Origin of the sequence: Streptomyces palmae (genome assembly GCF_004684805.1) — a bacterium.
GTDB classification, from domain to species: domain Bacteria; phylum Actinomycetota; class Actinomycetes; order Streptomycetales; family Streptomycetaceae; genus Streptomyces; species Streptomyces palmae.
On record NZ_SRID01000071.1, the window covers coordinates 1 to 22,970 of the forward strand.

Genomic DNA, 22,970 nt, shown 5'->3' on the forward strand with positions numbered 1-22,970 from the left:
GGCGGGGAGTGGGCCGGGGCGCGGGGGCGCTGTTCCGTGGGATAGGGCGCGGCGCCAGGGGCCTGGACCCGGCCCACCGCAAGGACGGGGTGGCGCTGCTGCTGCTGGCGCTGGCGCTGGTGGTGGCGGCCGGCACCTGGTCCGATCTGGACGGGCCGGTCGGCGACCTCGTCGAGATGCTGGTGACCGGGGCGTTCGGCCGACTGGACCTGCTGGTGCCGATACTCCTCGGGGTGATCTCCACCCGGCTGTTCCTGCACCCGGAGCGCCCGGAGGCCAACGGACGGATCGTCATCGGGCTGTCCGCGCTGGTGGTCGGCGTACTCGGGCAGGTGCACATCGCCTGCGGCTCACCCCCGCGCGGCGACACCCAGGCGGTGCGGGACGCCGGCGGACTGATCGGCTGGGCGGTCTCCACCCCGCTGGTGTTCGCGATGACCGCGGCGCTGGCCGTACCGCTGCTGGTCCTGCTGACCGTCTTCGGCCTGCTGGTGGTGACCGCGACCCCGGTGGTGGCGATCCCGCAGCGGCTGAAGGCACTCGGCGTCCGACTGGGGCTGATCCGGGATCCGGGCGACCCCGAGGGATACGAGGACTGGGCCGAGGACGAGTACCAGGACGCGGAGTACACCGAGGAGTGGCGCGAGCCGCGGCCGCGGCGTACCCGTCGCGGCGCCGCCTCCCGGGGTGCGCCGGGCGCTCCGGAGGCCGCACCGGCCGAGGCGGAGGCGCCGGCCAAGCGGCGCGGGCCGCGCCGCGCCGGCCCGGTGCAGCCGCCCTCGGACCGGCCGCGGGACGCGGTGGACGTGGCCGCGGCGGCGGCCGCCGCGCTGGACGGCGCGGTCCTGCACGGCGTCCAGCCCTCGCCGCTGGTCGCCGGGTTGAGCAGCGGTATCTCGGCCGATCGGGACAGTGGCGCGGCGGTGCCGGGCGCGCGGGCCGGAGCCGAGTCGCCCGAGGGCGAGCGGAGCCTGGAGAAGACCGCGGTCGTCCCCGACCTGACCCGGGCCGCGCCGGAACCGGCCGACCCCCTGCCGCCGCGCGCGGAGCAGTTGCAGCTGGCCGGCGACATCACCTACGCCCTGCCCTCGCTGGAGCTGCTGGAGCGCGGTGGGCCCGGCAAGACCCGCAGCGCCGCCAACGACGCGGTGGTGGCCTCGCTGACCAACGTCTTCGCCGAGTTCAAGGTGGACGCCGCGGTGACCGGCTTCACCCGGGGCCCGACGGTCACCCGCTACGAGGTGGAGCTGGGTCCGGCGGTGAAGGTGGAGCGGATCACCGCGCTCACCAAGAACATCGCCTACGCGGTGGCCAGCCCCGACGTGCGCATCATCAGCCCGATCCCGGGCAAGTCCGCGGTGGGCATCGAGATCCCCAACAGCGACCGCGAGATGGTCAACCTGGGGGACGTCCTGCGGTCCACGGAGGCCGTGGGCGACGACCACCCGATGGTGGTGGGGCTGGGCAAGGACGTCGAGGGCGGCTACGTCTCGGCGAACCTGGCGAAGATGCCGCACATCCTGGTGGCCGGCGCCACCGGATCGGGCAAGTCGTCCTGCATCAACTGCCTGATCACCTCGGTGATGGCGCGGGCCACCCCGGACGATGTGCGGATGGTGCTGGTCGACCCCAAGCGGGTGGAGCTGACCGCGTACGAGGGGATCCCGCACCTGATCACGCCGATCATCACCAACCCCAAGCGCGCCGCGGAGGCGCTGCAGTGGGTGGTGCGGGAGATGGACCTGCGCTACGACGACCTGGCGGCCTTCGGGTTCCGGCACATCGACGACTTCAACGCCGCGGTGCGCCAGGGCACGGTGAAGCAGCCCCCGGGCAGCGAGCGGGAGCTGCGGCCGTACCCGTACCTGCTGGTGATCGTGGACGAGCTGGCGGACCTGATGATGGTGGCGCCGCGCGACGTGGAGGACTCCATCGTCCGCATCACCCAGCTGGCCCGGGCCGCGGGCATCCACCTGGTGCTCGCCACCCAGCGGCCCTCGGTGGACGTGGTGACCGGCCTGATCAAGGCGAACGTGCCCTCCCGGCTGGCCTTCGCGACCTCCTCGCTGGCCGACAGCCGGGTGATCCTGGACCAGCCGGGCGCGGAGAAGCTGATCGGGAAGGGCGACAGCCTGTTCCTCCCGATGGGCGCGAACAAGCCGGTCCGGATGCAGGGCGCCTTCGTCACCGAGAAGGAGGTCGCCGCCGTCGTCGAGCACTGCAAGGCGCAGATGGCACCGGTCTTCCGGGACGACGTGACGGTGGGCTCGGAGCGGAAGAAGGAGATCGACGAGGACATCGGCGATGACCTCGACCTGCTGTGCCAGGCCGCTGAGCTGGTGGTTTCCACTCAGTTCGGATCCACCTCGATGCTCCAGCGCAAGCTGCGGGTGGGCTTCGCCAAGGCCGGGCGGCTGATGGACCTGATGGAGTCGCGGAACATCGTGGGGCCGAGCGAGGGATCGAAAGCCAGGGACGTATTGGTCAAACCGGATGAATTGGATGGCGTGCTCGCGCTGATCCGGGGGGAGGCTCAACCGTGAGGGAAACGCGGGCAACCCTTTCCCGGCGTGATACGTCAAGTTGGGCGAGGTGATGACCGGATGCGCCGTCCTCGGCTGGTGCTGCCCGTTCTGATGGCGTACAGACTCCGCGCTCCCGCTTGCCCGACCCTTTCGCCCCACCCCTAGACTGAACCTCCAGCAGGTGGCTACACGCTCGAAAGGCGCCCCCGTGTCCATCGGCAACTCTCCCGCAGAAGACCGGCCGTCCATCGGCCGCGCCCTCCAGCAGGCCCGTATCCATGCCGGACTGACCATCGAAGAGGTCAGTACCACCACCCGGGTGCGGGCGCCCCTCGTGCAGAGCATCGAAGAGGACGACTTCACCCGATGCGGTGGCGACGTCTACGCCCGCGGGCACGTGCGCGCACTGGCCCGCGCCGTCGGCCTGGATCCGACCGCGCTGGTCGCCCAGTACGACGCCGAGCACGGCGGGCGCCCGGAACCCACCGTGGCGGCGCCGCTCTTCGAGGCCGAGCGCATCCGCTCCGAGCCCCGGCGGCCCAACTGGACCGCCGCCATGGTCGCCGCCATCGTCGCGGTGGTCGGGTTCGTCGGCTTCACGCTCTTCACCGGCAACGGCGGCGGCGAACCCTCGCCGGCCGCCCACGACACCCCGCCGCCCCGGGCCGACCACAGCCCCAGCAAGCCGGCCGACCCCAAGCCCGAGCCGTCCGACAGCGCCATCGCCGGCGTCCCGGCCGACAAGGTCACGGTCAAGCTCACCGCGGAGAAGGGCCAGAGCTGGATCTCCGCCCAGGACCACAACGGCCGGCTGATCCACGAGGGCGTGCTGCGCCAGGGCGACTCCAGGACCTTCACCGACAGCAAGCGCATCGATCTGGTGCTGGGCAACGCCGGAGCCGTACAGCTGTTCGTCAACGGCAAGGAGGTCAAGCAGGTCGGCGCGAACGGGCAGGTCCAGCGGCTCAGCTACACCAAGGGAGACCCCGAGGTCGGCTGAGTCGGGCAGGTCGGCAACCCTGGCAGCGGGAGAGGCGGCCGGGACGAAGTAGTCTGAGCGTATGCCCGAACGCCGTACCGTCGCCCTTGTCACGCTTGGATGCGCCCGTAACGAGGTGGACTCGGAGGAGCTTGCAGGCCGCTTGGCAGCGGACGGCTGGGAGCTCGTCGAGGACGCCTCGGACGCGGATGTCGCCGTCGTCAACACCTGTGGATTCGTCGAAGCCGCCAAGAAGGACTCGGTCGACGCCCTGCTGGAAGCCAATGATCTCAAAGACCACGGCAGAACCCAGGCCGTGGTGGCGGTGGGCTGCATGGCCGAGCGGTACGGCAAGGAACTCGCCGAGGCGCTGCCCGAGGCGGACGGCGTGCTCGGCTTCGACGACTACGCCGACATCTCCGACCGGCTGCAGACCATCCTGAGCGGCGGCGTCCACGCCTCCCACACCCCGCGGGACCGCCGCAAGCTGCTCCCGATCAGCCCCGCCGAGCGGCAGGACGCCAGCGGCGTGGCGCTGCCCGGCCACGGCGCCGCCGAGCAGCCCGCCCCGGCCCCCGCCGACCTGCCGGAAGGTCTCGCACCGGCCTCGGGCCCGCGGCCGCCGCTCCGCCGCCGCCTGGACGCCGGTCCGGTGGCCTCGGTCAAGCTGGCCTCCGGCTGCGACCGCCGCTGCTCCTTCTGCGCCATCCCGTCCTTCCGCGGCTCCTTCATCTCGCGCCGCCCCTCGGACGTGCTGGGCGAGACCCGCTGGCTCGCCGAGCAGGGCGTCAAGGAGATCATGCTGGTCTCCGAGAACAACACCTCCTACGGCAAGGACCTCGGCGACATCCGGCTGCTGGAGACCCTGCTGCCGGAGCTGGCCGCGGTGGACGGCATCGAGCGGATCCGGGTCAGCTACCTCCAGCCCGCCGAGATGCGTCCCGGGCTGATCGACGTGCTGACCTCCACCGAGAAGGTGGCCCCGTACTTCGACCTGTCCTTCCAGCACTCGGCGCCCCAGGTGCTGCGCGCGATGCGCCGCTTCGGCGACACCGACCGCTTCCTGGGGCTGCTGGACCAGATCCGGGCCAAGGCGCCGCAGGCCGGGGCCCGCTCCAACTTCATCGTCGGCTTCCCCGGCGAGACCGAGGAGGACCTGGCCGAGCTGGAGCGCTTCATCACCCACGCCCGGCTGGACGCGATCGGCGTCTTCGGCTACTCGGACGAGGACGGCACCGAGGCGGCCGGCTACGAGGGCAAGATCGACCCGGAGGTGGTGGCCGAGCGGCTGGCGCACATCTCGCAGCTGGCCGAGGAGCTCACCGCCCAGCGCGCCGAGGAGCGGCTGGGAGAGACCGTGGAGGTCCTGGTCGACCGGATCGACGAGGAGGACGGCCCGGTCGGCCGGGGCGCCCACCAGGCCCCCGAGACGGACGGGCAGACCCTGCTGACCGGCGCCGCCGAGGCGGTCCCCGGCCGTATCGTCATCGCGAAGGTGGTGGCGACGGAGGGAGTGGATCTCGTGGCGGAGCCGCTGCCGCTGGAGAGCGGCGCGTGTACCCAGGGAGCGGCCAGATGACCCATGCCCCGGCCTCCACCGCGGGAGGTGCCCGCCGCCCGGTCGGCTCGACGCGCTCGGTGGGACTGTGGAACATCGCCAACATCCTCACCATGGTGCGGCTGCTGCTGGTGCCCGGCTTCGTGCTGCTGATGCTGGCGGGCGGTGGCTACGACCCGGCCTGGCGCTCGCTGGCCTGGGCGTCGTTCGCCATCGCCATGATCACAGACCTGTTCGACGGGCATCTGGCACGCCGGTACGACCTGGTCACCGACTTCGGGAAGATCGCTGACCCGATCGCCGACAAGGCGATCATGGGGGCGGCGCTGATCTGCCTGTCCGCCCTGAACGACCTGCCCTGGTGGGTCACCGGCGTGATCCTCTTCCGGGAGATCGGCATCACCCTGATGCGCTTCTGGGTGATCAAACACGGCGTCATCCCGGCCAGCCGGGGCGGCAAGATGAAGACGCTCGCCCAGGGCACGGCGGTCGGGATGTACATCCTGGCGCTCACCGGACCGCTCGCCACGCTGCGGTTCTGGGTGATGGCCGTCGCCGTGGTGCTGACCGTGGTCACCGGCCTCGACTACGTACGGCAGGCGATCGTGCTGCGCCGTGCCGGGCTGGCCGCCGAGCGGGAGCGGGCCGAGCGGGAGTCGGTGCGGTGACCGTCGGCCACCCGCCGATCATGGAGCCGGCCGACGAGGCCCTGGAGCTGCTGGCGCGGCGGGGGCAGACGCTGGCCGTCGCCGAGTCGCTCACCGGCGGCCTGGTGGCGGCCGAGCTGACCGCGGTCCCCGGGGCGTCCCGCTCCTTCCGCGGCTCGGTGACCGCCTACGCCACCGAGCTCAAGCGCGAGCTGCTGGGGGTGGACGGACCGCTCCTGGAGCGGCGGGGCGCGGTGGACGCGGAGGTCGCCCGGCAGATGGCGCGGGGCGTACGGCGACTGCTGGGCGCCGACTGGGGGGTCGCCACCACCGGGGTGGCGGGCCCGGCGGAGCAGGACGGCAAGCCGGTGGGCACCGTGTTCGTGGCGGTGCGGGGGCCCGGCGGCGCGGGTTCGGTGGCCGAGCTGCGGCTGGACGGGGACCGCGTCGGGATCCGGGCGGACAGCGTGCGGGCCGCACTGGATCTTCTGCGGCGTGAATTGATCGGGAATGCAAGGGCACAGGATACGGAAGAACACGGGGGGATTTGATGTTTGCAGCCCTGAGTGAACACGACATCGCTCCCCGCACGGGTAGAGCCGAAGGCGGTACGGTGGGGCGTGAAGGATCCGAATCCGAGGTCCGAGGAGGGAGCCAGCGATGATTCTGCTCCGTCGCCTGCTGGGTGACGTGCTGCGTCGGCAGCGCCAGCGCCAGGGCCGCACCCTGCGCGAGGTCTCCTCCTCCGCCCGGGTGTCCCTCGGCTATCTGTCAGAGGTCGAGCGGGGCCAGAAGGAGGCCTCGTCCGAGCTGCTCTCCGCGATCTGCGACGCGTTGGACGTGCGGATGTCCCAGGTGATGCGGGAAGTGAGCGACGAACTGTCGCTCGCGGAGCTGGCGGAGTCGGCGGCGGCCGGCGAGACGGTCCCGGCGCCGGTCCGGCCGATGCTCAATTCGGTTTCCGTGACGTCCGTGACCGGTGTCCCGGAGGAGCGGGTGACCATCAAGGCGCCCGCGGAGGCCGTGGACGTGGTCGCCGCCTGACGCCCGGCCGGAAGCCCCTGCTGCTTCCCGGCGTCACACCAGAACTTCCGGAGCCCCCTGTCGGCGCGTCGACGCGCCGACAGGGGGCTCCGTTGTGCGTCCAGCCGGTTTGTGCGGATTGTGTCATGGTGGGTAGAGCGTATGAACCGCATCGGATCGCACCACATCGGAGGGTGTTGATGTCTGTGCTGAAGAGCCCGCTGCCGGATGAGAGCCGTCGGATCGTGGGGGAGGCCCTGCAGGGCGCGCTGGTCGACCTGGTGGACCTGTCGCTGGTGGCCAAGCAGGTCCACTGGACGGTCGTGGGGCCGCGCTTCCGTTCCGTCCACCTCCAGCTCGACGAGGTGGTGGACACCGCCCGGCTGCACATGGACACGGTCGCCGAACGCGCCTCCGCCATCGGGGTCGCCCCGGACGGACGTGCCGAGACGGTCGCCAAGTCCAGCGGCATCGACACCGTGAAAGAGGGTTGGAGCGAGGACGTCGACGCGGTACGCACGCTGATCGCGGCGCTCGCCGCCGTCGTCGCCCGCATGCGGCAGCGCATCGAGGAGACCGCCGAGCCCGACCCGGTGACCCAGGACATCCTCATCGGACTCACCAGGGACCTGGAGAAGCACCATTGGATGTTCCAGGCCGAGAACGTGAGTGCGGGTCAGGGCTGAACCCCGACTCGCCCGAGCGGGGGACACCGCAGATGACCGAGACCCAGAGCCCGCGCAGCACCACCCCGAAGATCGTCGTGCTGGGTGTCCAGCCGGGCGAACCGCCCTACCGCCTGGTCGAGGTGGCCGGCGAGTTCGTCGGTGTCGCGCACTCGGTGGTGGACGTGATCGAGATCGCCCACCGCGTCGGTCTGGGCAAGGTCGACCTGGATGACCCCGATGTGGTCCGCTGGGTGGGCGGAGACAAGTTCACCTGGACCGTCTGGCGCTGGACCTGAGGGTACGACGGACGGCGGGGCGTCCCTGCCCCGGAAGCTGCTTCGCCGTCCGCCCCCACGTGCGTCGATGCCTCCGGGGCGCGCGCCGATGCCACCCCCGGGCGACGTGCGGGGCGGTCGGCGGCTGGGCACACTGTGGAGGGCGCGCGATCCCTGACGCGGTCGTCGGGCCCCAGGCCGCGCGCGGGCCGACCGGCGTGCGCGGAAATCCGTGAACGCCCAGGGAGGCAGCGATATGCCAGCCGGCGGTGGGGGCGCGGCCCGGTGCCTGTGGGCGGCCCGCTGGGCGGTCGCCCTGCTGTGCGGAGCGGCCTGGTGGTGGGCGGCGATACGGCTGGCCCTGCACCCCGGGCGGGCCGGGCCCGTCGAGGGGGCGGTGCTGGCGGGCGGATGGGGGCTGAGCCTGCTGCCGGTGCACTGCGTACCGCAGTCCGGTGCGGGACGGCCCGGCCGCCATGGACCGCGGGCGCCTCAGATTCCCGGCGGACGGGGCCCGGGCTGGCAGCGCGGACACCAGTAGGTGATCCGCTGCCGCGAGACCGGGTGGTCCGCCGCACCCTGCGGCGCGGGCGTATCGGCCCGCTCCGCCGCCCGGGCGCCTTCGGCCGCATCGGGCAGGTCGCGGTCGGTGGCGCACACCGGAGTGCCGCAGCGCCGGCAGGGGCGCCCCTCCCGCCCGTACACCCACAGTCTGCGGTCGGTCCGCGTATCGGCGGTGGTGACCCGGGCCAGACGGTCCTTGTTGGCCTCCAGCAGCTTTCTGGCCAGGGTCACCAGGCGCTCGGGGTGCGGGAGTTCCCCGATCGGCAGCCAGGGGGAGGACCGCAGCAGGAAGCACAGCTCGCTCTTGTACACATTGCCGATCCCGGCGAGGTTGCGCTGGTCCAGCAGAGCGGCACCGAGGGGGCGGGTCGGATCGGCGGACAGCCGGCGCAGCGCCTCCCGCGGATCCCAGTCCGGGCCCAGCAGGTCGGGCCCGAGATGGCCGACCACCTGCCCCTCGTCGGCGGTGCGCAACAGGTCCAGCACCGGCAGCCGGTAGCCGACCGCGGTGTGCTCGGTGTTCGCGAGGACCGCCCGGATCTGGTGCCCCGGCCCCCCGCTCCACCGCTCACCGGCCCGGTAGATCCGCCAGGCACCGTCCATCCGCAGATGGGAGTGGAGGGTCAGGCCCCCTTCGACCCGGACGAGCAGATGCTTGCCGCGCGGCACCACCTCGAGGACCGGGCGTCCGGTCAGATCGGTGGTCGCCAGCCGCGGCACCCGCAGATCCCAGCGGACCAGGCGCCGGCCGGCCAAGGCGGCGTGGAGCCGCTGAGCCGTCCGCCAGACGGTGTCTCCCTCGGGCATACGCCCATGATGCCGGGGCGGTCCGCCGCACGGCACCCGGCCGGGCGGGCGCCTCCACCGGTACGGGGCGCGGCACCGGTCGGGAGGACCTTCACCATTACGGGGCGCGGCACCCGGCCGGGAGGACCTTCTCCGGCACGGGGCGGCGCACCCTGCCGGGCGGACCTCATCCGGCAGAGACCCGGCGCGGCCTCAGGGCGCGCGCAGGCGGAAGCCGCGCGGGGTGGGATGGAAACCGGACGACTCCAGGGTGCGGCCCATGGGGGAGGAGAGCGCCGGTACGCCGTTGACCCGCTCCACCGTCACCGTACCCAGCGCCCCCGCCCGGCCGGCCTCGCCCAGCGCCTGGACCGCCGCCGACAGCCGGGCGTCGTCATCCGGAGACTCCGCCTCCGCCGGGCCGGCGGGCCAGGCGAGCAGGGTCTTGCCGCCGCGCTCCAGGTACAGCACCAACTCGCCGTCGACCAGCACCACCAGCGAGCCGGCCTTGCGGCCCGGCTTGTGGGCCGCGCCGGTGGGCGGCTCGGGCCAGGGCAGCGCGGCCCCGTAGGCGTTCGCCGGGTCGGCGGCCGCCAGCACCACCGCCCGCACGGCCGGGGGAGCGCCGAACACCTCCCCGCTGTCCGCGGCCAGCCCGGCGGCCCGGTCCCGGGCGGCGCTGACCGCCCGCAGCCGGTCCACCGCACCGTCCATCGCGAACTGCGCGGCCCCCAGCCCCTCGACCACATAGCCCCGCCGCGCCTGGCCGCTGTCCTCGAACGCGGACAGCACCCGGTACGCGGCGGAGAAACCGCCCTCCACCCCCTCGGCGGCGACCATGCCCCGGGTGACCACCCCGTGGCGGTCCAGCAGCGTGCGGGCCATGGCGTGCGCCCGCTGGGTGGGGTCCGGCTCCCGCTCGGGCAGCAGCGCCCACCGGCCGGCCACCGTGGGCGGTCCGCTTCGGGACGCGGTGGGCCGGCCGGTCCGCCCGGTGAGGGAGCCGTATCGGCCGCGGGGCACGGTGCGCCGGGCGCGGTGCGCGGTGGCGCCGGCGGTCCGGCCCGAGCCGAGCAGCGAGCGCAGCGGGGCGAGGGTGTCATTGGTGAGCCGGCCGGACCAGGCCAGGTCCCAGACCGCGTCGGCCAGCTGCGGGTCCGCGCACTCTGGGTGCGCGGCGCGGACCTGCTCGGCGATCTGCCGGAAGAAGAGGCCGTAGCCGCCGGCGAGGGCGTCCAGCACGGCCTGGTGCAGCGGGCCGATCTCCAGCGGATGGGCGGCGGGCAGCAGCAGCGGCGCCGCGTCGGCCAGGTGCAGGGAGACCCAGCCGTCCTTGCCGGGCAGCGCGCCCGCACCCGCCCAGACCACCTCGCCGCCGGCCGTGAGCTCGTCCAGCATCGCGGGCGCGTAGTCGGCGACCCGGGACGGCAGCACCAGCTTCTCCAGGGCGGAGGCCGGCACCGGCGCGCCCTGCAACTGCTCGATGGCGCGCACCAGCCCGTCGATGCCGCGCAGGCTGTGGGTGCCCAGGTGCTGCCACTGCGGCAGGAAGGCGGCGAGCGCGGCGGGCGGCACCGGCTCCAGCTCCTGGCGCAGCGCGGCCAGCGAGCGGCGGCGCAGCCTGCGCAGCACGGCCGCGTCGCACCACTCCTGCCCGATACCGGCCGGGTGGAACTCGCCCTGCACCACCCGGCCCGCCGCCGCCAGCCGCTGCAGCGCGCCCTCGGTGACGGCCGCCCCCAGGCCGAACCGGGCGGCGGCGGTGGCCGAGGTGAACGGGCCGTGGGTGCGGGCGTAGCGGGCCAGCAGATCGCCCAGCGGATCCCTGACCGGCTCGGTGAACGCCTCGGGCACGCCCACCGGCAGCGCGGTGCCCAGCGCGTCGCGCAGCCGCCCGGCGTCCTCCACCGCCGCCCAGTGGTCCTGGCCCGCGATCCGGACCGCGATGGCACGGCGGGCCGCGGCCAGCTCCCGGACCCACTCCGGCTCGGCCCCCCGCGCGGCCAGCTCCGCCTCGGTCAGCGGGCCCAGCAGCCGCAGCAGGTCGGCCACGCTCTCGACGTCCTTGGCCCGCCGGTCCTCGGTCAGCCACTGCAGCTCCCGCTCCAGCTCGGCCAGCACCTCCGCGTCCAGGAGTTCGCGCAGCTCGGCCCGGCCCAGCAGCTCGGCCAGCAGCCTCGAGTCCAGGGAGAGCGCGGCCGCGCGCCGCTCCGCCAGCGGGGAGTCCCCCTCGTAGAGGAACTGCGCCACGTAGCCGAAGAGCAGCGAGCGGGCGAAGGGGGACGGCTCCGGGGTGGTCACCTCCACCAGCCGCACCCGGCGCGCCTCGATGTCGCCCATCAGCTCGGTCAGGCCCGGTACGTCGAAGACATCCTGGAGGCACTCCCGGACCGCTTCCAGCACGATCGGGAACGAGCCGAACTCGCCGGCCACCTGGAGCAGCTGCGCGGCGCGCTGCCGCTGCTGCCACAGCGGGGTGCGGCGGCCCGGGTTGCGGCGGGGCAGCAGCAGGGCGCGGGCGGCGCACTCGCGGAAGCGGGCGGCGAACAGGGCCGAGCCGCCCACCTGGTCGGTGACGATCTGGTCGATCTCGCCCTGCTCGAAGACCACGTCGGCGGCGCCCACCGGGGACTGCTCGGTGTCGTGCTCCCGGCCCCGCTCGGTGGGATCGGCGTCCAGGAGGTCCAGGCCCATCAGGTCCGCGTCCGGCAGCCGCAGCACGATGCCGTCGTCGGCATGCATCACCTGCGCGTCCATGCCGTACCGCTCAGCGAGCCGGGCGCCCAGCGCCAGGGCCCAGGGGGCGTGCACCTGGGCACCGAACGGGGAGTGCACCACCACCCGCCAGTCGCCCAGTTCGTCGCGGAACCGCTCCACCACGATCGTCCGGTCGTCGGGCACATGCCCGCAGGCCTGACGCTGCTCGGCCAGGTAGGACAGCACATTGCCCGCCGCCCAGTCGTCGAGCCCCGCCGCGGACAGCCGCTCGCGGGCGGCCTCCGGGGCCATCCCGCCGATCTCCCGCAGGAACGCGCCCTGCGCCCGGCCCAGCTCCAGCGGGCGGCCCAGCTGGTCACCCTTCCAGAACGGCAGCCGGCCGGGCACCCCCGGGGCGGGGGAGACCAGGACCCGGTCCCGGGTGATGTCCTCGATGCGCCAGGAGGTGGTGCCCAGGGTGAAGACGTCGCCCACCCGGGACTCGTAGACCATCTCCTCGTCCAGCTCCCCGACCCGGCCGCCGCCCTTCTTGGGGTCGGCCCCGGCCAGGAAGACGCCGAACAGCCCGCGGTCCGGGATGGTGCCGCCGGAGGTGACCGCCAGCCGCTGGGCCCCCGGCCGGCCGGTGACCGTGCCGGCGACCCGGTCCCACACCACCCGCGGCCGCAGCTCGGCGAAGGCGTCGGAGGGGTAGCGGCCCGCCAGCATGTCGAGCACCCCGGTGAACGCCGACTCGGGCAGGGTGGCGAACGGCGCGGCGCGGCGCACCACCGCCAGCAGTTCGTCCACCTCCCAGGTGTCCAGCGCGACCATCGCGACCAGCTGCTGGGCCAGGACGTCCAGCGGGTTGGCGGGCACCCGCAGCGCTTCGATGGCCCCGGTGCGCATCCGCTCGGTGACCACCGCGGCCTGCACCAGGTCGCCGCGGTACTTGGGGAAGACCACCCCGGTGGAGACCGCGCCCACCTGGTGTCCGGCCCGGCCCACCCGCTGCAGGCCGGAGGCGACCGAGGGCGGCGACTCCACCTGCACCACCAGGTCCACCGCGCCCATGTCGATACCCAGCTCCAGGCTGGAGGTCGCGACCACGGCCGGCAGCCGGCCGGCCTTCAGGTCCTCCTCGACCAGTGCCCGCTGCTCCTTGGAGACCGAGCCGTGGTGGGCGCGGGCCAGCACCGCGGGAGCGCCCTTGGCCGCGCCGGAGCCGCCCATCAGCTCGGCGGGCGAGTGGTGTTCCGGCAGGGTGCCGGTGGCCCGCTCGTAGGCGATCTCGTTCAGCCGGTTGCACAGCCGCTCGGCCAGCCGCCGGGAGTTGGCGAACACGATGGTCGACCGGTGCGCCTGCACCAGGTCGGTGATCCGCTCCTCCACCTGCGGCCAGATCGACGGCTTCTCCCCGGTGTCCCCCTCCTGGACCGGGGAGCCGCCCAGCTCCCCGAGGTCCTCGACGGGCACCACCACCGACAGGTCGAACTCCTTGCCGGACGCCGGCTGGACGATCTCCACCCGGCGCTGCGGGGAGAGGAAGCGCGCCACCTCGTCCACCGGGCGGACGGTGGCGGACAGCCCGATGCGCCGGGCCGGCCGCCCCGCCCCCGGGCCGGCGGATCGGCGCAGCTCGTCCAGCCGCTCCAGGGAGAGCGCCAGATGGGCACCGCGCTTGGTCCCGGCGACCGCGTGCACCTCGTCCAGGATCACCGTCTCCACCCCGCTGAGCGCCTCCCGCGCGGAGGAGGTGAGCATCAGGAACAGCGACTCCGGGGTGGTGATCAGGATGTCCGGCGGGCGGGTGGCGATCGCGCGCCGCTCGGCGGCCGGGGTGTCCCCCGAGCGGATGGCGACCCGCACCTCGGGCTCCGGCAGCCCCAGCCGCACCGACTCCTGCCGGATGCCGGTCAGTGGGCTGCGCAGATTGCGCTCCACGTCCACCGCCAGGGCCTTGAGCGGCGAGACGTACAGCACCCGGCACCGCCTGCGCGCCTCGGCCGGCGGCGGGGTGCTGGCCAGCTGGTCCAGCGCGGCGAGGAAGGCGGCGAGCGTCTTGCCCGAACCGGTGGGCGCCACCACCAGGACGTCGGAGCCCGCGCCGATCGCCCGCCAGGCGCCCTCCTGCGCGGCCGTGGGCGCGCTGAAGGCCCCGGTGAACCAACCGCGGGTCGCCGGGGAGAAACCGTCGAGTGCTGTCCTCGCCATGCCCCCCATCGTGCACCGCACCACCGACAACCAGCCCGGTCCGCGGGTCGGCGCCGCTTCGCCGGGGCCCGCAGAATGGAGTCATGAGCAGTGCGGGGAGCCGGAACGGGGCCGCCGGCGGCCCCGGCGGCGGGCGGACCGGCCGGGTCGGCGCGGAGAGCGCGCGCTACTGGCAGCATCCCGAGCTGCCCGGCCTGGACCTGCTGCGGGCCCGCTACATCCGCAAGAACTTCGTGCCGCACACCCACGACACCTTCGTCCTCGCGGCGATCACCGCGGGGGTCGAGGAGTTCCGCCACGGCGGCGACACCCTGCGGGTCGGGCCCGGCGGGTTGGCGCTGCTCAATCCGGACGTCCCGCACACCGGCCACGCGGGCGTGCCGGAGGGCTGGGCCTACCAGGTGCTCTACCCGGCGCCCGAGCTGATCCAGGACATCGCCGCCCAGACCCTGGCGCTGCGCGGCTCGGCGGCCTTCCAGGAAGTGATCATCGAGGACGACCCGCGCAGCCACCGGCTGCTCACCGAGGTGCACCGGGCCGCGGAGGTGGGGAACGCGCTGGCCGCCGACAGCCTCCTGCGGATCGCGCTGGCCGGGCTGCTGCGGCGGTACGGAGCGCCCGCCGCCCCGCGCTCCGTGTCCAGCGCCGGGGCGCGCACCGCGCTGCGCGCCCGTGAGCTGCTGGAGGAGCGGATGGCCGACCCGCCCTCGCTGGACCGGCTCGCCGCCGAGCTGGGCACCGGCCCCTTCGCACTGCTCCGGGCCTTCCGGGAGATCCACGGGATGCCGCCGCACACCTGGCTCACCAACGCCCGGGTGCGGCGTGCCCGGCTGCTGCTGGACGCGGGCTCCGCCCCCGCCGAGGTGGCCGTCGCGGTCGGTTTCACGGACCAGCCGCACCTCAACCGGCACTTCACCCGCATCGTGGGAGTCCCTCCAGGCGCGTACCGGCGCGGGCGCGCTCCGGGGCGCACTGTCACCACCAACCAGGCGCCCGGCGTGGAACCGCGCCCGGGCGCAAGAACGTACAAGACCGCCGGTGGGCGCGCTCCGTAGCGTCCTCGGGGTGAGAGAACCCACAGAGATATCCGACGGCGCCGGCGCCAGGCCGGACCGCGCCGTCATCCGCGACGCGCTCGGCGTGGGCGTCGCGGTCGGCCTGTCCGGCTTCTCCTTCGGGGTGACCTCGGCGGGCGCCGGCCTCGATGTGCTCCAGACCTGTGCGCTGAGCCTGTTCGTCTTCACCGGCGCCTCGCAGTTCGCGCTGGTCGGTGCGCTGGCGGCGGGTGGCAATCCCTTCACCGCGGCCGCCGGGGCGTTCTTCCTGGGCATCCGCAACGCCTTCTACGGGCTGCGGTTGGCCGGACTGCTGCGGCTTCCCGCGGCGATCCGGCCGCTCGCCGCGCACTGGGTGATCGACGAGACCGCCGCCGTCGCCTTCGCCCAGCCGGACCAGCGCTCCGCCCGGCTCGGCTTCACGGTGACCGGAGCGAGCGTCTTCGCCCTGTGGAACCTCACCACGCTGGCCGGAGCGCTGGGCGCGTCCGCACTGGGCGACACCGACGCCTGGGGACTGGACGCCGCCGGCCCCGCCGTCTTCCTGGCCCTGCTGGCACCCAAGCTGACCAGCGCCACCGACCGGGCGGTGGCGGCGCTCGGCGTCCTGCTGGTGCTGGTCTGCGTGCCGCTGCTGCCCGCCGGGGTGCCGGTGCTGGTGTCGGCGCTGGCCGCCCCCGCCGTGCTGGCGGTACGGGGCCGGGCCGGAGCCGGTGAGCCGCCGGCGTCAGACAGGCACGGGGCCACGGCGCCCGAGGAGTACGGGGCCACGGAGCCCCGGGAGGTACGGAGCCAGGAGGCCGGGGAGCGCGGGGCCACGGCGCCCCAGGAGGCCCGGGCCCGGGAGACCGAGGAGAGCGCCCGATGAGCATCTGGATCGCCATCGCCGTGACCGCCGCAGGCTGCTACCTGGTCAAGCTGCTGGGCCTGTCCGTCCCCTCCGGGGTGCTGGAGCGCCCGCTGGTCAAACGGCTCGCCACCCTGGTCCCGGTGGCCCTGCTGGCCGCGCTCACCGCCCAGCAGACCTTCAGCACCGGCCACAGCCTGAAGCTCGACGCGAGCGCCGCCGGGCTCGCGGCCGCGGCGCTCGCCCTGCTGCTGCGCGCCCCGTTCCTGGTGGTCGTCGGCGCCGCCGTGGTGGTCACCGCCCTGCTGCGGGCTCTGACCGGCTGAACGGCGCGGGTCGCCGAACCGTCGGTAGGGTCCCGGCCACGGGAGGGGCGGGGCGGTACGGGGCGCCGCCGATCAAGCCACGGGGCGGCCGTAGGCGCGCAGGGTGAGCAGTGCGTCGACGGTGGCGATGGGCCGGGACTCCAGCTCGATGGCGGGAGTCCACCCGGTGCCGGTGCCCGGCGCCTCGCCCAGCCCCGGCGCGGGCGCCGGCCAGCCGCCGTCCGGCCGCTGGGCCGCCGCCAGGAAGTCCAGCGCGCGGTCGACCTCGGCGTCGGTGAACCAGCGGCGGGCGAGCGAGGCGGGGGTGCGGGCGATCTCGTACAGCGGAAGACGCGGCTCCTTCGGCCCGCCCTCGGCCGGACGCCCCGGGTCCAGCCGCACCAGCCGCCGCTCCCGCACGCTCCGCCCCAGCCGCTCGGCCAGCTGCTCCGCCCGGGGCCGGTCCGGCGCCCCGTCCAGGAAGGCGACGGCCGCCGCCACCTCGCGGGGGTCGGCCTTGGCGCCGTCCGCCAGTGCCCCGACCGAGGCCCAGCAGAAGTCGGTGGCCCGGAACAGCCACGCGTGCCACACCTGGCTTCGGTGGAGCAGCCCCACCACCGGGCCGGTGGTCAGCAGATCGCTCGGCGGATGGTCGCGAAGGGACAGCCAGGGCGCCACCGGGTAGCCGCGCAGCGAGGGATGGAGCGCGGGGAGGGCTCCGTCCGAGGTGGAGACGCCGGTCAGATAGCGGCAGATCCGCTCCACCCGCCGACCCTGGCAGTGCCCCGTCTCGGCCAGCAGGTGCAGTGCCCGCACCACGTGCCAGGGTTGGCTCACCGGGCCGCGCAGCTCCGGCTCCAGCGCGTGCCCGAACCCTCCGTCGGGCCGCTCGTAGGCGGTCAGCGCGGCATCGACCGCGTCGGCGGCCCCGCCCAGGAAGTGGTAGGCGAACCGGTGCTGCTCCAGCACCCGGGCGGTCAGCCAGACGAACCGCTCGGCACGGGCGAGCGGAGGGGATGAGGCTGCTTCGGAACGGTCCATGCCCCGACCGTAGGCGGGACGGGCCGGGACCACCGGCCGCTCCGGCACCGCAGCACTCTCAGGAGCGGGATACTGGTCGCATGCGGTTGACGGTCTTCTGGCAGCGAATGGCGGACTACTTCGGCGAGTCCTACGCCGACTCCTTCGCACGCGACCATGTGATGTCCGAGCTCGGTGGCCGGACCGTGCACCAGGCACTGGAGGCCGGCTGGGAGGCCAAGGACGTGTGGCGCGGGGTCTGCCGCGCGCTGGAGATCCCGTACGACAAGCGGTGAGGCGCGCGTTCCGCACCGTTCCCGTGTCCTTCACTCCCCGGTTACGGTCGGCAACCGATGGCGGGGTGGCCGGATCCTTGCGGCGGCAGTACGCCACACTGGGCCGGTGGCCATGACAGAAGAGACGCTCCCCCCACCGGACGACAGCAGCCCCGGCAGGCCGGCGAACCAGGCCGCGCGCATGCCCGGCTGGCTACCGCGCGCCATGGTCCTGGCCCTTGCTCTCGTGGCCTGTTTCCGGCTCGCCACCTGGGCCTTCGATCAACTCACCGGGCTGTTGCTCAACATCCTGATCGCCTTCTTCCTCGGGCTCGCGGTCGAACCGGCCGTGGACCGGATGGCGGCGCGCGGCGTGCGCCGGGGCGTCGCCACCGCGCTGGTGTTCCTGGGCATCCTGATCTCCGTCGCGGGCTTCTTCGCCCTGCTCGGATCGATGCTGGCCGACCAGATCGTGAAGATGGTCGAGGACTTCCCGAAGTACCTGGACCAGCTGATCAGGTGGGCCAACGAGACCTTCCACACCGATCTGTCCCGGGTGCAGATCCAGGACAGCCTGCTGCACTCCGACTGGCTGCAGAAGTACGCCAAGGACAGCGCCGACAACGTGCTGGACGTCTCGACCGCGGTGCTCGGCGGACTCTTCCAGGTGCTCACCGTCACCCTCTTCGCCTTCTATTTCGCGGCCGACGGCCCCCGGCTGCGCCGCGCCCTGTGCTCGGTACTCCCGCCGCACCGGCAGACCGAGGTGCTGCGCGCCTGGGAGATCGCCGTCGCCAAGACCGGCGGCTACCTCTACTCACGCGGTCTCATGGCGTTGATCTCCGGTGTCGCCCACTACGTCCTGCTGCAGTGCCTGGGCGTGCCCTACGCCCCCGCGCTGGCCGTCTGGGTGGGCCTGATCTCGCAGTTCATCCCGACCATAGGCACCTATCTGGCGGGCGCGCTGCCGATGCTGATCGCCTTCACGGTGGATCCCTGGTACTCGGTGTGGGTGTTCGGCTTCGTCGTGGTCTATCAGCAGTTCGAAAACTACTTGCTGCAGCCGCGCATCACGGCCAAGACGGTGGACATCCACCCGGCGGTCGCCTTCGGCTCGGTGATCGCGGGCACCGCGCTGCTCGGCGCGGTGGGGGCGCTCATCGCCATCCCGGCGACCGCCACCCTGCAGGCGTTCCTCGGCGTCTACATCAAGCGGTACGAGGTCACCGACGATCCCCGGGTGCGGGGCGGGGCCAAGCGGGAGCGCGGCGACTCGACGCTGACCCGGCTGCGCGGAGCGCTGTCGCGGCGCGGTTGACACGAAAATCGAACATCCATTCTCATGGGTTTCGGGCCGGGGTTATCCACAGGCCGGCCGCCGTCTCGGCGCGTTGTCAGTGGCACGCGTTAGCGTCGTGGACGTGAAGCGATCGAACCAAGCAAACCGGGTGGAACCCATGGCAGGAACCGACCGCGAGAAGGCGCTGGACGCCGCGCTCGCACAGATTGAACGGCAATTCGGCAAGGGCGCCGTGATGCGCATGGGCGAGCGGCCGAACGAGCCCATCGAGGTCATCCCCACCGGATCGACCTCCCTGGACATCGCCCTGGGGGTGGGCGGCCTGCCGCGCGGGCGCGTGGTCGAGGTGTACGGCCCGGAGTCCTCCGGTAAGACGACCCTGACCCTGCACGCGGTGGCCAACGCCCAGCGGGCCGGCGGCACCGTCGCCTTCGTGGACGCCGAGCACGCCCTCGACCCGGACTACGCCCAGAAGCTCGGCGTGGACACCGACTCCCTGATCCTGTCCCAGCCGGACAACGGCGAGCAGGCGCTGGAGATCACGGACATGCTGATCCGCTCCGGCGCGCTGGACCTCATCGTGATCGACTCGGTGGCCGCGCTGGTGCCCCGTGCCGAGATCGAGGGCGAGATGGGTGACTCGCACGTGGGTCTCCAGGCCCGCCTGATGAGCCAGGCGCTCCGCAAGATCACCGGTGCGCTGAACCAGTCCAAGACCACCGCGATCTTCATCAACCAGCTCCGCGAGAAGGTCGGGGTGATGTTCGGCTCCCCGGAGACCACGACCGGTGGCCGGGCGCTGAAGTTCTACGCCTCGGTCCGGCTGGACATCCGGCGCATCGAGACCCTGAAGGACGGCACCGAGGCGGTCGGCAACCGCACGCGCGTCAAGGTGGTCAAGAACAAGGTCGCCCCGCCCTTCAAGCAGGCCGAGTTCGACATCCTCTACGGCCAGGGCATCAGCCGCGAGGGCGGCCTGATCGACATGGGTGTGGAGCACGGCTTCATCCGCAAGTCGGGCGCCTGGTACACCTACGAGGGCGACCAGCTGGGCCAGGGCAAGGAGAACGCCCGCAACTTCCTCAAGGACAATCCCGACCTCGCCAACGAGATCGAGAAGAAGATCAAGGAGAAGCTGGGCATCGGGGTCCGGCCGGAGGAGCCGGTGGCAGAGCCCGGTGCCGATGCCGCGGGATCGGCCGGCGCGGCGGCCGCACCGGTGAAGGCGGCGCCCGCCACGGCGGCCAAGACCGGGGCGAAGGCGGCCAAGGCCACCGCGGCCAAGAGCTGATCCGGTGACACGGCGCACCGACTGGCCGGAACCCCCGCAGCGGCCCTTCGGCGACCCCGGCCGCACCACCTCACGGGAGGGCGGTCGAGGTCGCGGCTCCGCGGACGGCGAGGACCGCTCGGCCACCGCGCCCCCCTTCGGGGAGGTGGGCGCCGAGGCCGAGCCGGGGCCGCCACCCGACCCGGAGGAGCAGGCGCGGGCGATCTGTCTGCGCCTGCTCACCGGGACCCCGCGCACCCGCAAGCAGCTGGCGGACGCCCTGCACAAGCGGGGCATACCGGATGAGGTGGCCCAGGAGGTGCTCTCCCGGTTCGAGGACGTGGGGCTGATCGACGATGCGGCGTTCGCCGGTGCCTGGGTGGAGTCCCGCCACCACAGCCGGGGCCTGGCCCGCCGTGCTCTCGCCCGCGAGCTGCGGACCAAGGGCGTGGATTCGGCACTGATCGACGAGGCGGTCGGGCAGCTCGACTCCGAGCAGGAGGAGCGGACCGCTCGCGAGCTGGTCGAGCGCAAACTGCGGTCCACCCGCGGTCTGGACCGGGACAAGCGCCTGCGCCGGCTCGCCGGGATGCTGGCCCGCAAGGGGTACGCGGAAGGCCTGGCCCTGCGGGTGGTGCGGCGCGCCCTCGAGGAGGAGGGCGAAGATCCCGAGCTGCTGGACCAGCACCTCCCCGACTTCTGAGCCACCGCGGGGCGGGCCGTCGCGAGGGCGGCATCGCCCGGCGTACGTCGTGTGCGGATCCCGCGGACGCGCTGGCCACATCGCCCGGCATGGGTCGCGTGCCGGGTCCCACAGGCGGGTGCCCATCACCCGGCGTCGCTGTGTGCCGGGGCCCCCACACGCCCGAGGGCCAGGCATCCCGCACCGAGGCGGACGTTCGCCTCGCCGCCTGCTGCCGGATGGCTCGGCGTGGGTGGTATGCGGGGTCTCACGGGGGAGAGGCCCGCGCCTTGCTCGGCGTGCATCGTGTGCCGGATCCCATGGGGCGGGTGCCACCGCCTGGTGCCGCTGTGCGGCGGGTCCGACCACGCCCGCGGTGCCGGGCATTCCCTGCCTCGGCCGGTGGTTCGCCGCCTGCCGCCACGAAGGCAAGGCCACCGGCGCCTGTGACGCCGGTATGCCGGTGACGCCCGGGCGGCGCCCCTACCCGCCTACCGACCGGCCGCGGCCTCCGCGTCCCGTCCCGCCTTCCGGGCGCCCTGTGCCGAGCCACCGCCGCGCACCGCGTCGGCGCAGGCCTGGAGTTCGTCGGGCCGGACCCCGGACAGGGCCGCCACCAGGTAACCGTCCGGGCGCACCAGCAGCACGGTGTGCGGGGCGGCGCCCGGATACTCCTCGGTGATCAGCAGCTCCGCGGCCACCGGGAGCGCGGTGACGGCGGCCGAGAGCCGCGGCATCAGGCCGGCACGCAGCCAGTGCCGCCGCTCCCACACCCCGGTGCCCGGGGCGACCAGCACCACCAGCAGGTCGCCGCCCAGCCGGTCCCGCAGCCGTGTCACCGAGCCGTCCGGCGCGGTCACCGCCACGTCCGCCGCCGGCGCCCCGATCGCGGTGCCGACCGTGACACTGCCCTCCGGGGGGTCCGGGAGGGCCAGCGGGGTGCGGTCGTACACCGGCGGCGCCCCGAGCGGGCCCCGCCCCAGTTGCCCGTCGGTGAGCAGCGCGTCATGGCCGCGGGCCGCTCCGGGGAGCACCGTGCGCCGCACCGAGGACCAGCCGCCGGCCGACCGTACCGAGGGCAGCGCGCGGTCCGCGGCCCGCAGCCGGGCGCTGACCGCGGTGCGCCGTTCCGCCTGGTAGCTGTCGAGCAGCAGATCCGCGTCGGCCGGCCCCTGATGCCAGGCCAGCGCCAGCTTCCAGGCCAGGTTGCCGACGTCGCGCAGCCCCTCGTCCAGGCCCTGGGTGCCCAGCGCGCCCAGCAGATGGGCGGCGTCCCCGGCGAGGAAGGCCCGGTTCACTCGCCAGCGCAGGGCGAGCCGGTGGTGGATGGTGTGCACCCCGGTGTCCAGCAGCTCGTACCCCGGCGCCGGATCACCGCACCAGCCCGTCAGGGTGTCGTCGATCCGGGCGAGCAGCGCGTCCGGGGTGACCAGTTCGCGGCCGGGCGGCAGCAACCAGTCCAACCGCCATATGCCGTGCGGCAGCGGGCGGGCGGTGATCTCCGCGTCGGCGGCTCGCCAGGGGGGCGAGCGGTGCAGCAACGCCTCACCGGGCCAGGGCAGTTCGGTGCGCAGTGCGGCGACCGCGTGCCGTTCCACGGCGGTACGCCCCGGGAAGCGCACCCCCAGCAGCTTGCGGACGGTGGACCGGGGTCCGTCGCAGCCGACCAGATAGCTTCCCCGCCACCAGGTGCCGCCCGCGCCGCGGGTGCGCACCGAGACGCCCGAGCCGTCCTGTTCCAGGGAGTCCACCCGGTTGCCGGTGGCGAGGGTGACCAGCTCCGGGCGGGCCAGGAGCGCGAGTTGGGCGCGCAGTGCCCGGGTGAGCTCGTGCTGTGCCAGGTGCAGCGGCGCGGGCACCGGGCCGTCGGCGCCGTCCTGGGGCACGGTGCCCGGGCTCGCGAAGGCCACCTCGCACACCGACTGGCGTCGGCGCATGGTGCGCCAGCCGGTCCAGTTCCGGTCCCCGAAGGCGTCCGGTCCGGTCAACCGGGCGAGCGCGGCGGCGGTGTCCGGCCGCAGTACGGCGGTCCTGGCCGGGCGGCGCTCGTCGCCGGTGCCCTCGTCCAGCAGGATCACGGGGACGTTCCGGCGTGCCAGGGCGAGGGTCAGGGCGAGGCCGACGGGCCCCGCCCCGACGATGATCACCGGATCCACGGAAGGGCTCCTTGCGCGGTGGCGGCCGGGCGGTCGCCGGCGCCGAGCGGCTCACCGGACCGCGGACCTGGGGCGGCGGGACCGGGAAGGGCGCGCCCGGCGTGACGGGTGGGCGGAAACACGA

At 73.9% G+C, this 22,970-nt stretch carries 19 protein-coding genes; 15 read left to right on the forward strand and 4 right to left on the reverse strand.

Annotated features, from left to right (window positions below; all coding sequences use genetic code 11):
* Positions 1-8 precede the first annotated feature (8 nt).
* From E4099_RS10625 to E4099_RS10660, 8 genes are all read left to right on the forward strand, one after another.
* Complete coding sequence (locus tag E4099_RS10625) at positions 9-2,543, forward strand: DNA translocase FtsK (RefSeq protein WP_135338756.1); 2,535 nt, start codon at positions 9-11, stop codon at positions 2,541-2,543.
* A 190-nt stretch (positions 2,544-2,733) separates the two neighbouring features.
* Entirely contained in the window at positions 2,734-3,525 is a 792-nt protein-coding gene (locus tag E4099_RS10630) for a helix-turn-helix domain-containing protein (protein WP_135338739.1), read from the forward strand.
* Positions 3,526-3,586: 61 nt separating this feature from the next.
* Positions 3,587-5,083 carry a 30S ribosomal protein S12 methylthiotransferase RimO gene (rimO, locus tag E4099_RS10635; RefSeq protein WP_135338740.1) on the forward strand — a complete coding sequence of 499 codons (1,497 nt, stop codon included), beginning with the start codon at positions 3,587-3,589 and terminating at the stop codon, positions 5,081-5,083.
* Positions 5,080-5,730, forward strand: a complete 651-nt coding sequence (pgsA, locus tag E4099_RS10640; protein ID WP_135338741.1) for a CDP-diacylglycerol--glycerol-3-phosphate 3-phosphatidyltransferase — start codon at positions 5,080-5,082, stop codon at positions 5,728-5,730. The genes rimO and pgsA overlap by 4 nt, the downstream gene beginning before the upstream one ends.
* 20 nt (positions 5,731-5,750) lie before the next feature.
* A complete protein-coding gene (locus E4099_RS10645) occupies positions 5,751-6,260 on the forward strand; it encodes a CinA family protein (RefSeq protein ID WP_135338757.1) in 510 nt (169 codons plus the stop codon).
* A 109-nt stretch (positions 6,261-6,369) separates the two neighbouring features.
* A complete protein-coding gene (locus E4099_RS10650) occupies positions 6,370-6,753 on the forward strand; it encodes a helix-turn-helix domain-containing protein (RefSeq protein ID WP_135338742.1) in 384 nt (127 codons plus the stop codon).
* Between the two features lie 179 nt (positions 6,754-6,932).
* Complete coding sequence (locus E4099_RS10655) at positions 6,933-7,418, forward strand: Dps family protein (protein WP_135338743.1); 486 nt, start codon at positions 6,933-6,935, stop codon at positions 7,416-7,418.
* Positions 7,419-7,450: 32 nt separating this feature from the next.
* On the forward strand, positions 7,451-7,696 hold the full coding sequence (locus tag E4099_RS10660; protein WP_135338744.1) for a hypothetical protein: 246 nt from the start codon (positions 7,451-7,453) through the stop codon (positions 7,694-7,696).
* A gap of 471 nt (positions 7,697-8,167) precedes the next feature.
* On the opposite strand, the gene E4099_RS10670 is transcribed toward E4099_RS10660, so the two are convergent.
* Both E4099_RS10670 and E4099_RS10675 read right to left on the reverse strand, forming a co-directional pair.
* Positions 8,168-9,046 (reverse strand): DNA-formamidopyrimidine glycosylase family protein, encoded by an 879-nt coding sequence (locus E4099_RS10670; protein WP_135338746.1) that lies wholly within the window; start codon positions 9,044-9,046, stop codon positions 8,168-8,170.
* A gap of 192 nt (positions 9,047-9,238) precedes the next feature.
* Positions 9,239-13,936: an ATP-dependent helicase gene (locus E4099_RS10675; protein WP_135338747.1), complete on the reverse strand. Its 4,698-nt coding sequence runs from the start codon at positions 13,934-13,936 to the stop codon at positions 9,239-9,241.
* Positions 13,937-14,019: 83 nt separating this feature from the next.
* Here E4099_RS10675 and E4099_RS10680 point away from each other — a divergent pair, with 83 nt between their 5' ends.
* From E4099_RS10680 to E4099_RS10690, 3 genes are read left to right on the forward strand one after another with little or no spacing between them, the layout of a single operon-like run.
* Positions 14,020-14,991, forward strand: a complete 972-nt coding sequence (locus tag E4099_RS10680; RefSeq protein WP_135338748.1) for an AraC family transcriptional regulator — start codon at positions 14,020-14,022, stop codon at positions 14,989-14,991.
* 10 nt (positions 14,992-15,001) lie between these two features.
* Entirely contained in the window at positions 15,002-15,859 is an 858-nt protein-coding gene (locus E4099_RS10685) for an AzlC family ABC transporter permease (RefSeq protein ID WP_245244746.1), read from the forward strand.
* Positions 15,856-16,164 carry an AzlD domain-containing protein gene (locus tag E4099_RS10690; protein ID WP_135338750.1) on the forward strand — a complete coding sequence of 103 codons (309 nt, stop codon included), beginning with the start codon at positions 15,856-15,858 and terminating at the stop codon, positions 16,162-16,164. The genes E4099_RS10685 and E4099_RS10690 overlap by 4 nt, the downstream gene beginning before the upstream one ends.
* A 72-nt stretch (positions 16,165-16,236) precedes the next feature.
* Here the strand turns inward: E4099_RS10690 and E4099_RS10695 are convergent, their stop codons facing one another.
* A complete protein-coding gene (locus E4099_RS10695; RefSeq protein ID WP_135338751.1) occupies positions 16,237-17,184 on the reverse strand; it encodes a prenyltransferase/squalene oxidase repeat-containing protein in 948 nt (315 codons plus the stop codon).
* Between the two features lie 80 nt (positions 17,185-17,264).
* On the opposite strand from E4099_RS10695, the gene E4099_RS10700 reads away from it, so the two are divergent.
* The 4 genes from E4099_RS10700 to recX all read left to right on the forward strand — a co-directional run bounded on the left by E4099_RS10700 (position 17,265) and on the right by recX (position 20,711).
* Complete coding sequence (locus E4099_RS10700; protein WP_135338752.1) at positions 17,265-17,459, forward strand: DUF3046 domain-containing protein; 195 nt, start codon at positions 17,265-17,267, stop codon at positions 17,457-17,459.
* A gap of 112 nt (positions 17,460-17,571) precedes the next feature.
* Positions 17,572-18,756 (forward strand): AI-2E family transporter, encoded by a 1,185-nt coding sequence (locus E4099_RS10705; protein WP_245244747.1) that lies wholly within the window; start codon positions 17,572-17,574, stop codon positions 18,754-18,756.
* Between the two features lie 139 nt (positions 18,757-18,895).
* A complete protein-coding gene (gene recA / locus E4099_RS10710; RefSeq protein ID WP_135338753.1) occupies positions 18,896-20,029 on the forward strand; it encodes a recombinase RecA in 1,134 nt (377 codons plus the stop codon).
* A gap of 4 nt (positions 20,030-20,033) precedes the next feature.
* A complete protein-coding gene (gene recX, locus E4099_RS10715) occupies positions 20,034-20,711 on the forward strand; it encodes a recombination regulator RecX (protein WP_135338754.1) in 678 nt (225 codons plus the stop codon).
* 470 nt (positions 20,712-21,181) lie between these two features.
* Here recX and E4099_RS10720 read toward each other — a convergent pair whose 3' ends face one another.
* The gene (locus tag E4099_RS10720) at positions 21,182-22,846 is read right to left on the reverse strand and encodes an FAD-dependent monooxygenase (protein WP_135338755.1); all 1,665 of its coding nucleotides are present in this window, start codon (positions 22,844-22,846) and stop codon (positions 21,182-21,184) included.
* Positions 22,847-22,970 lie beyond the last annotated feature (124 nt).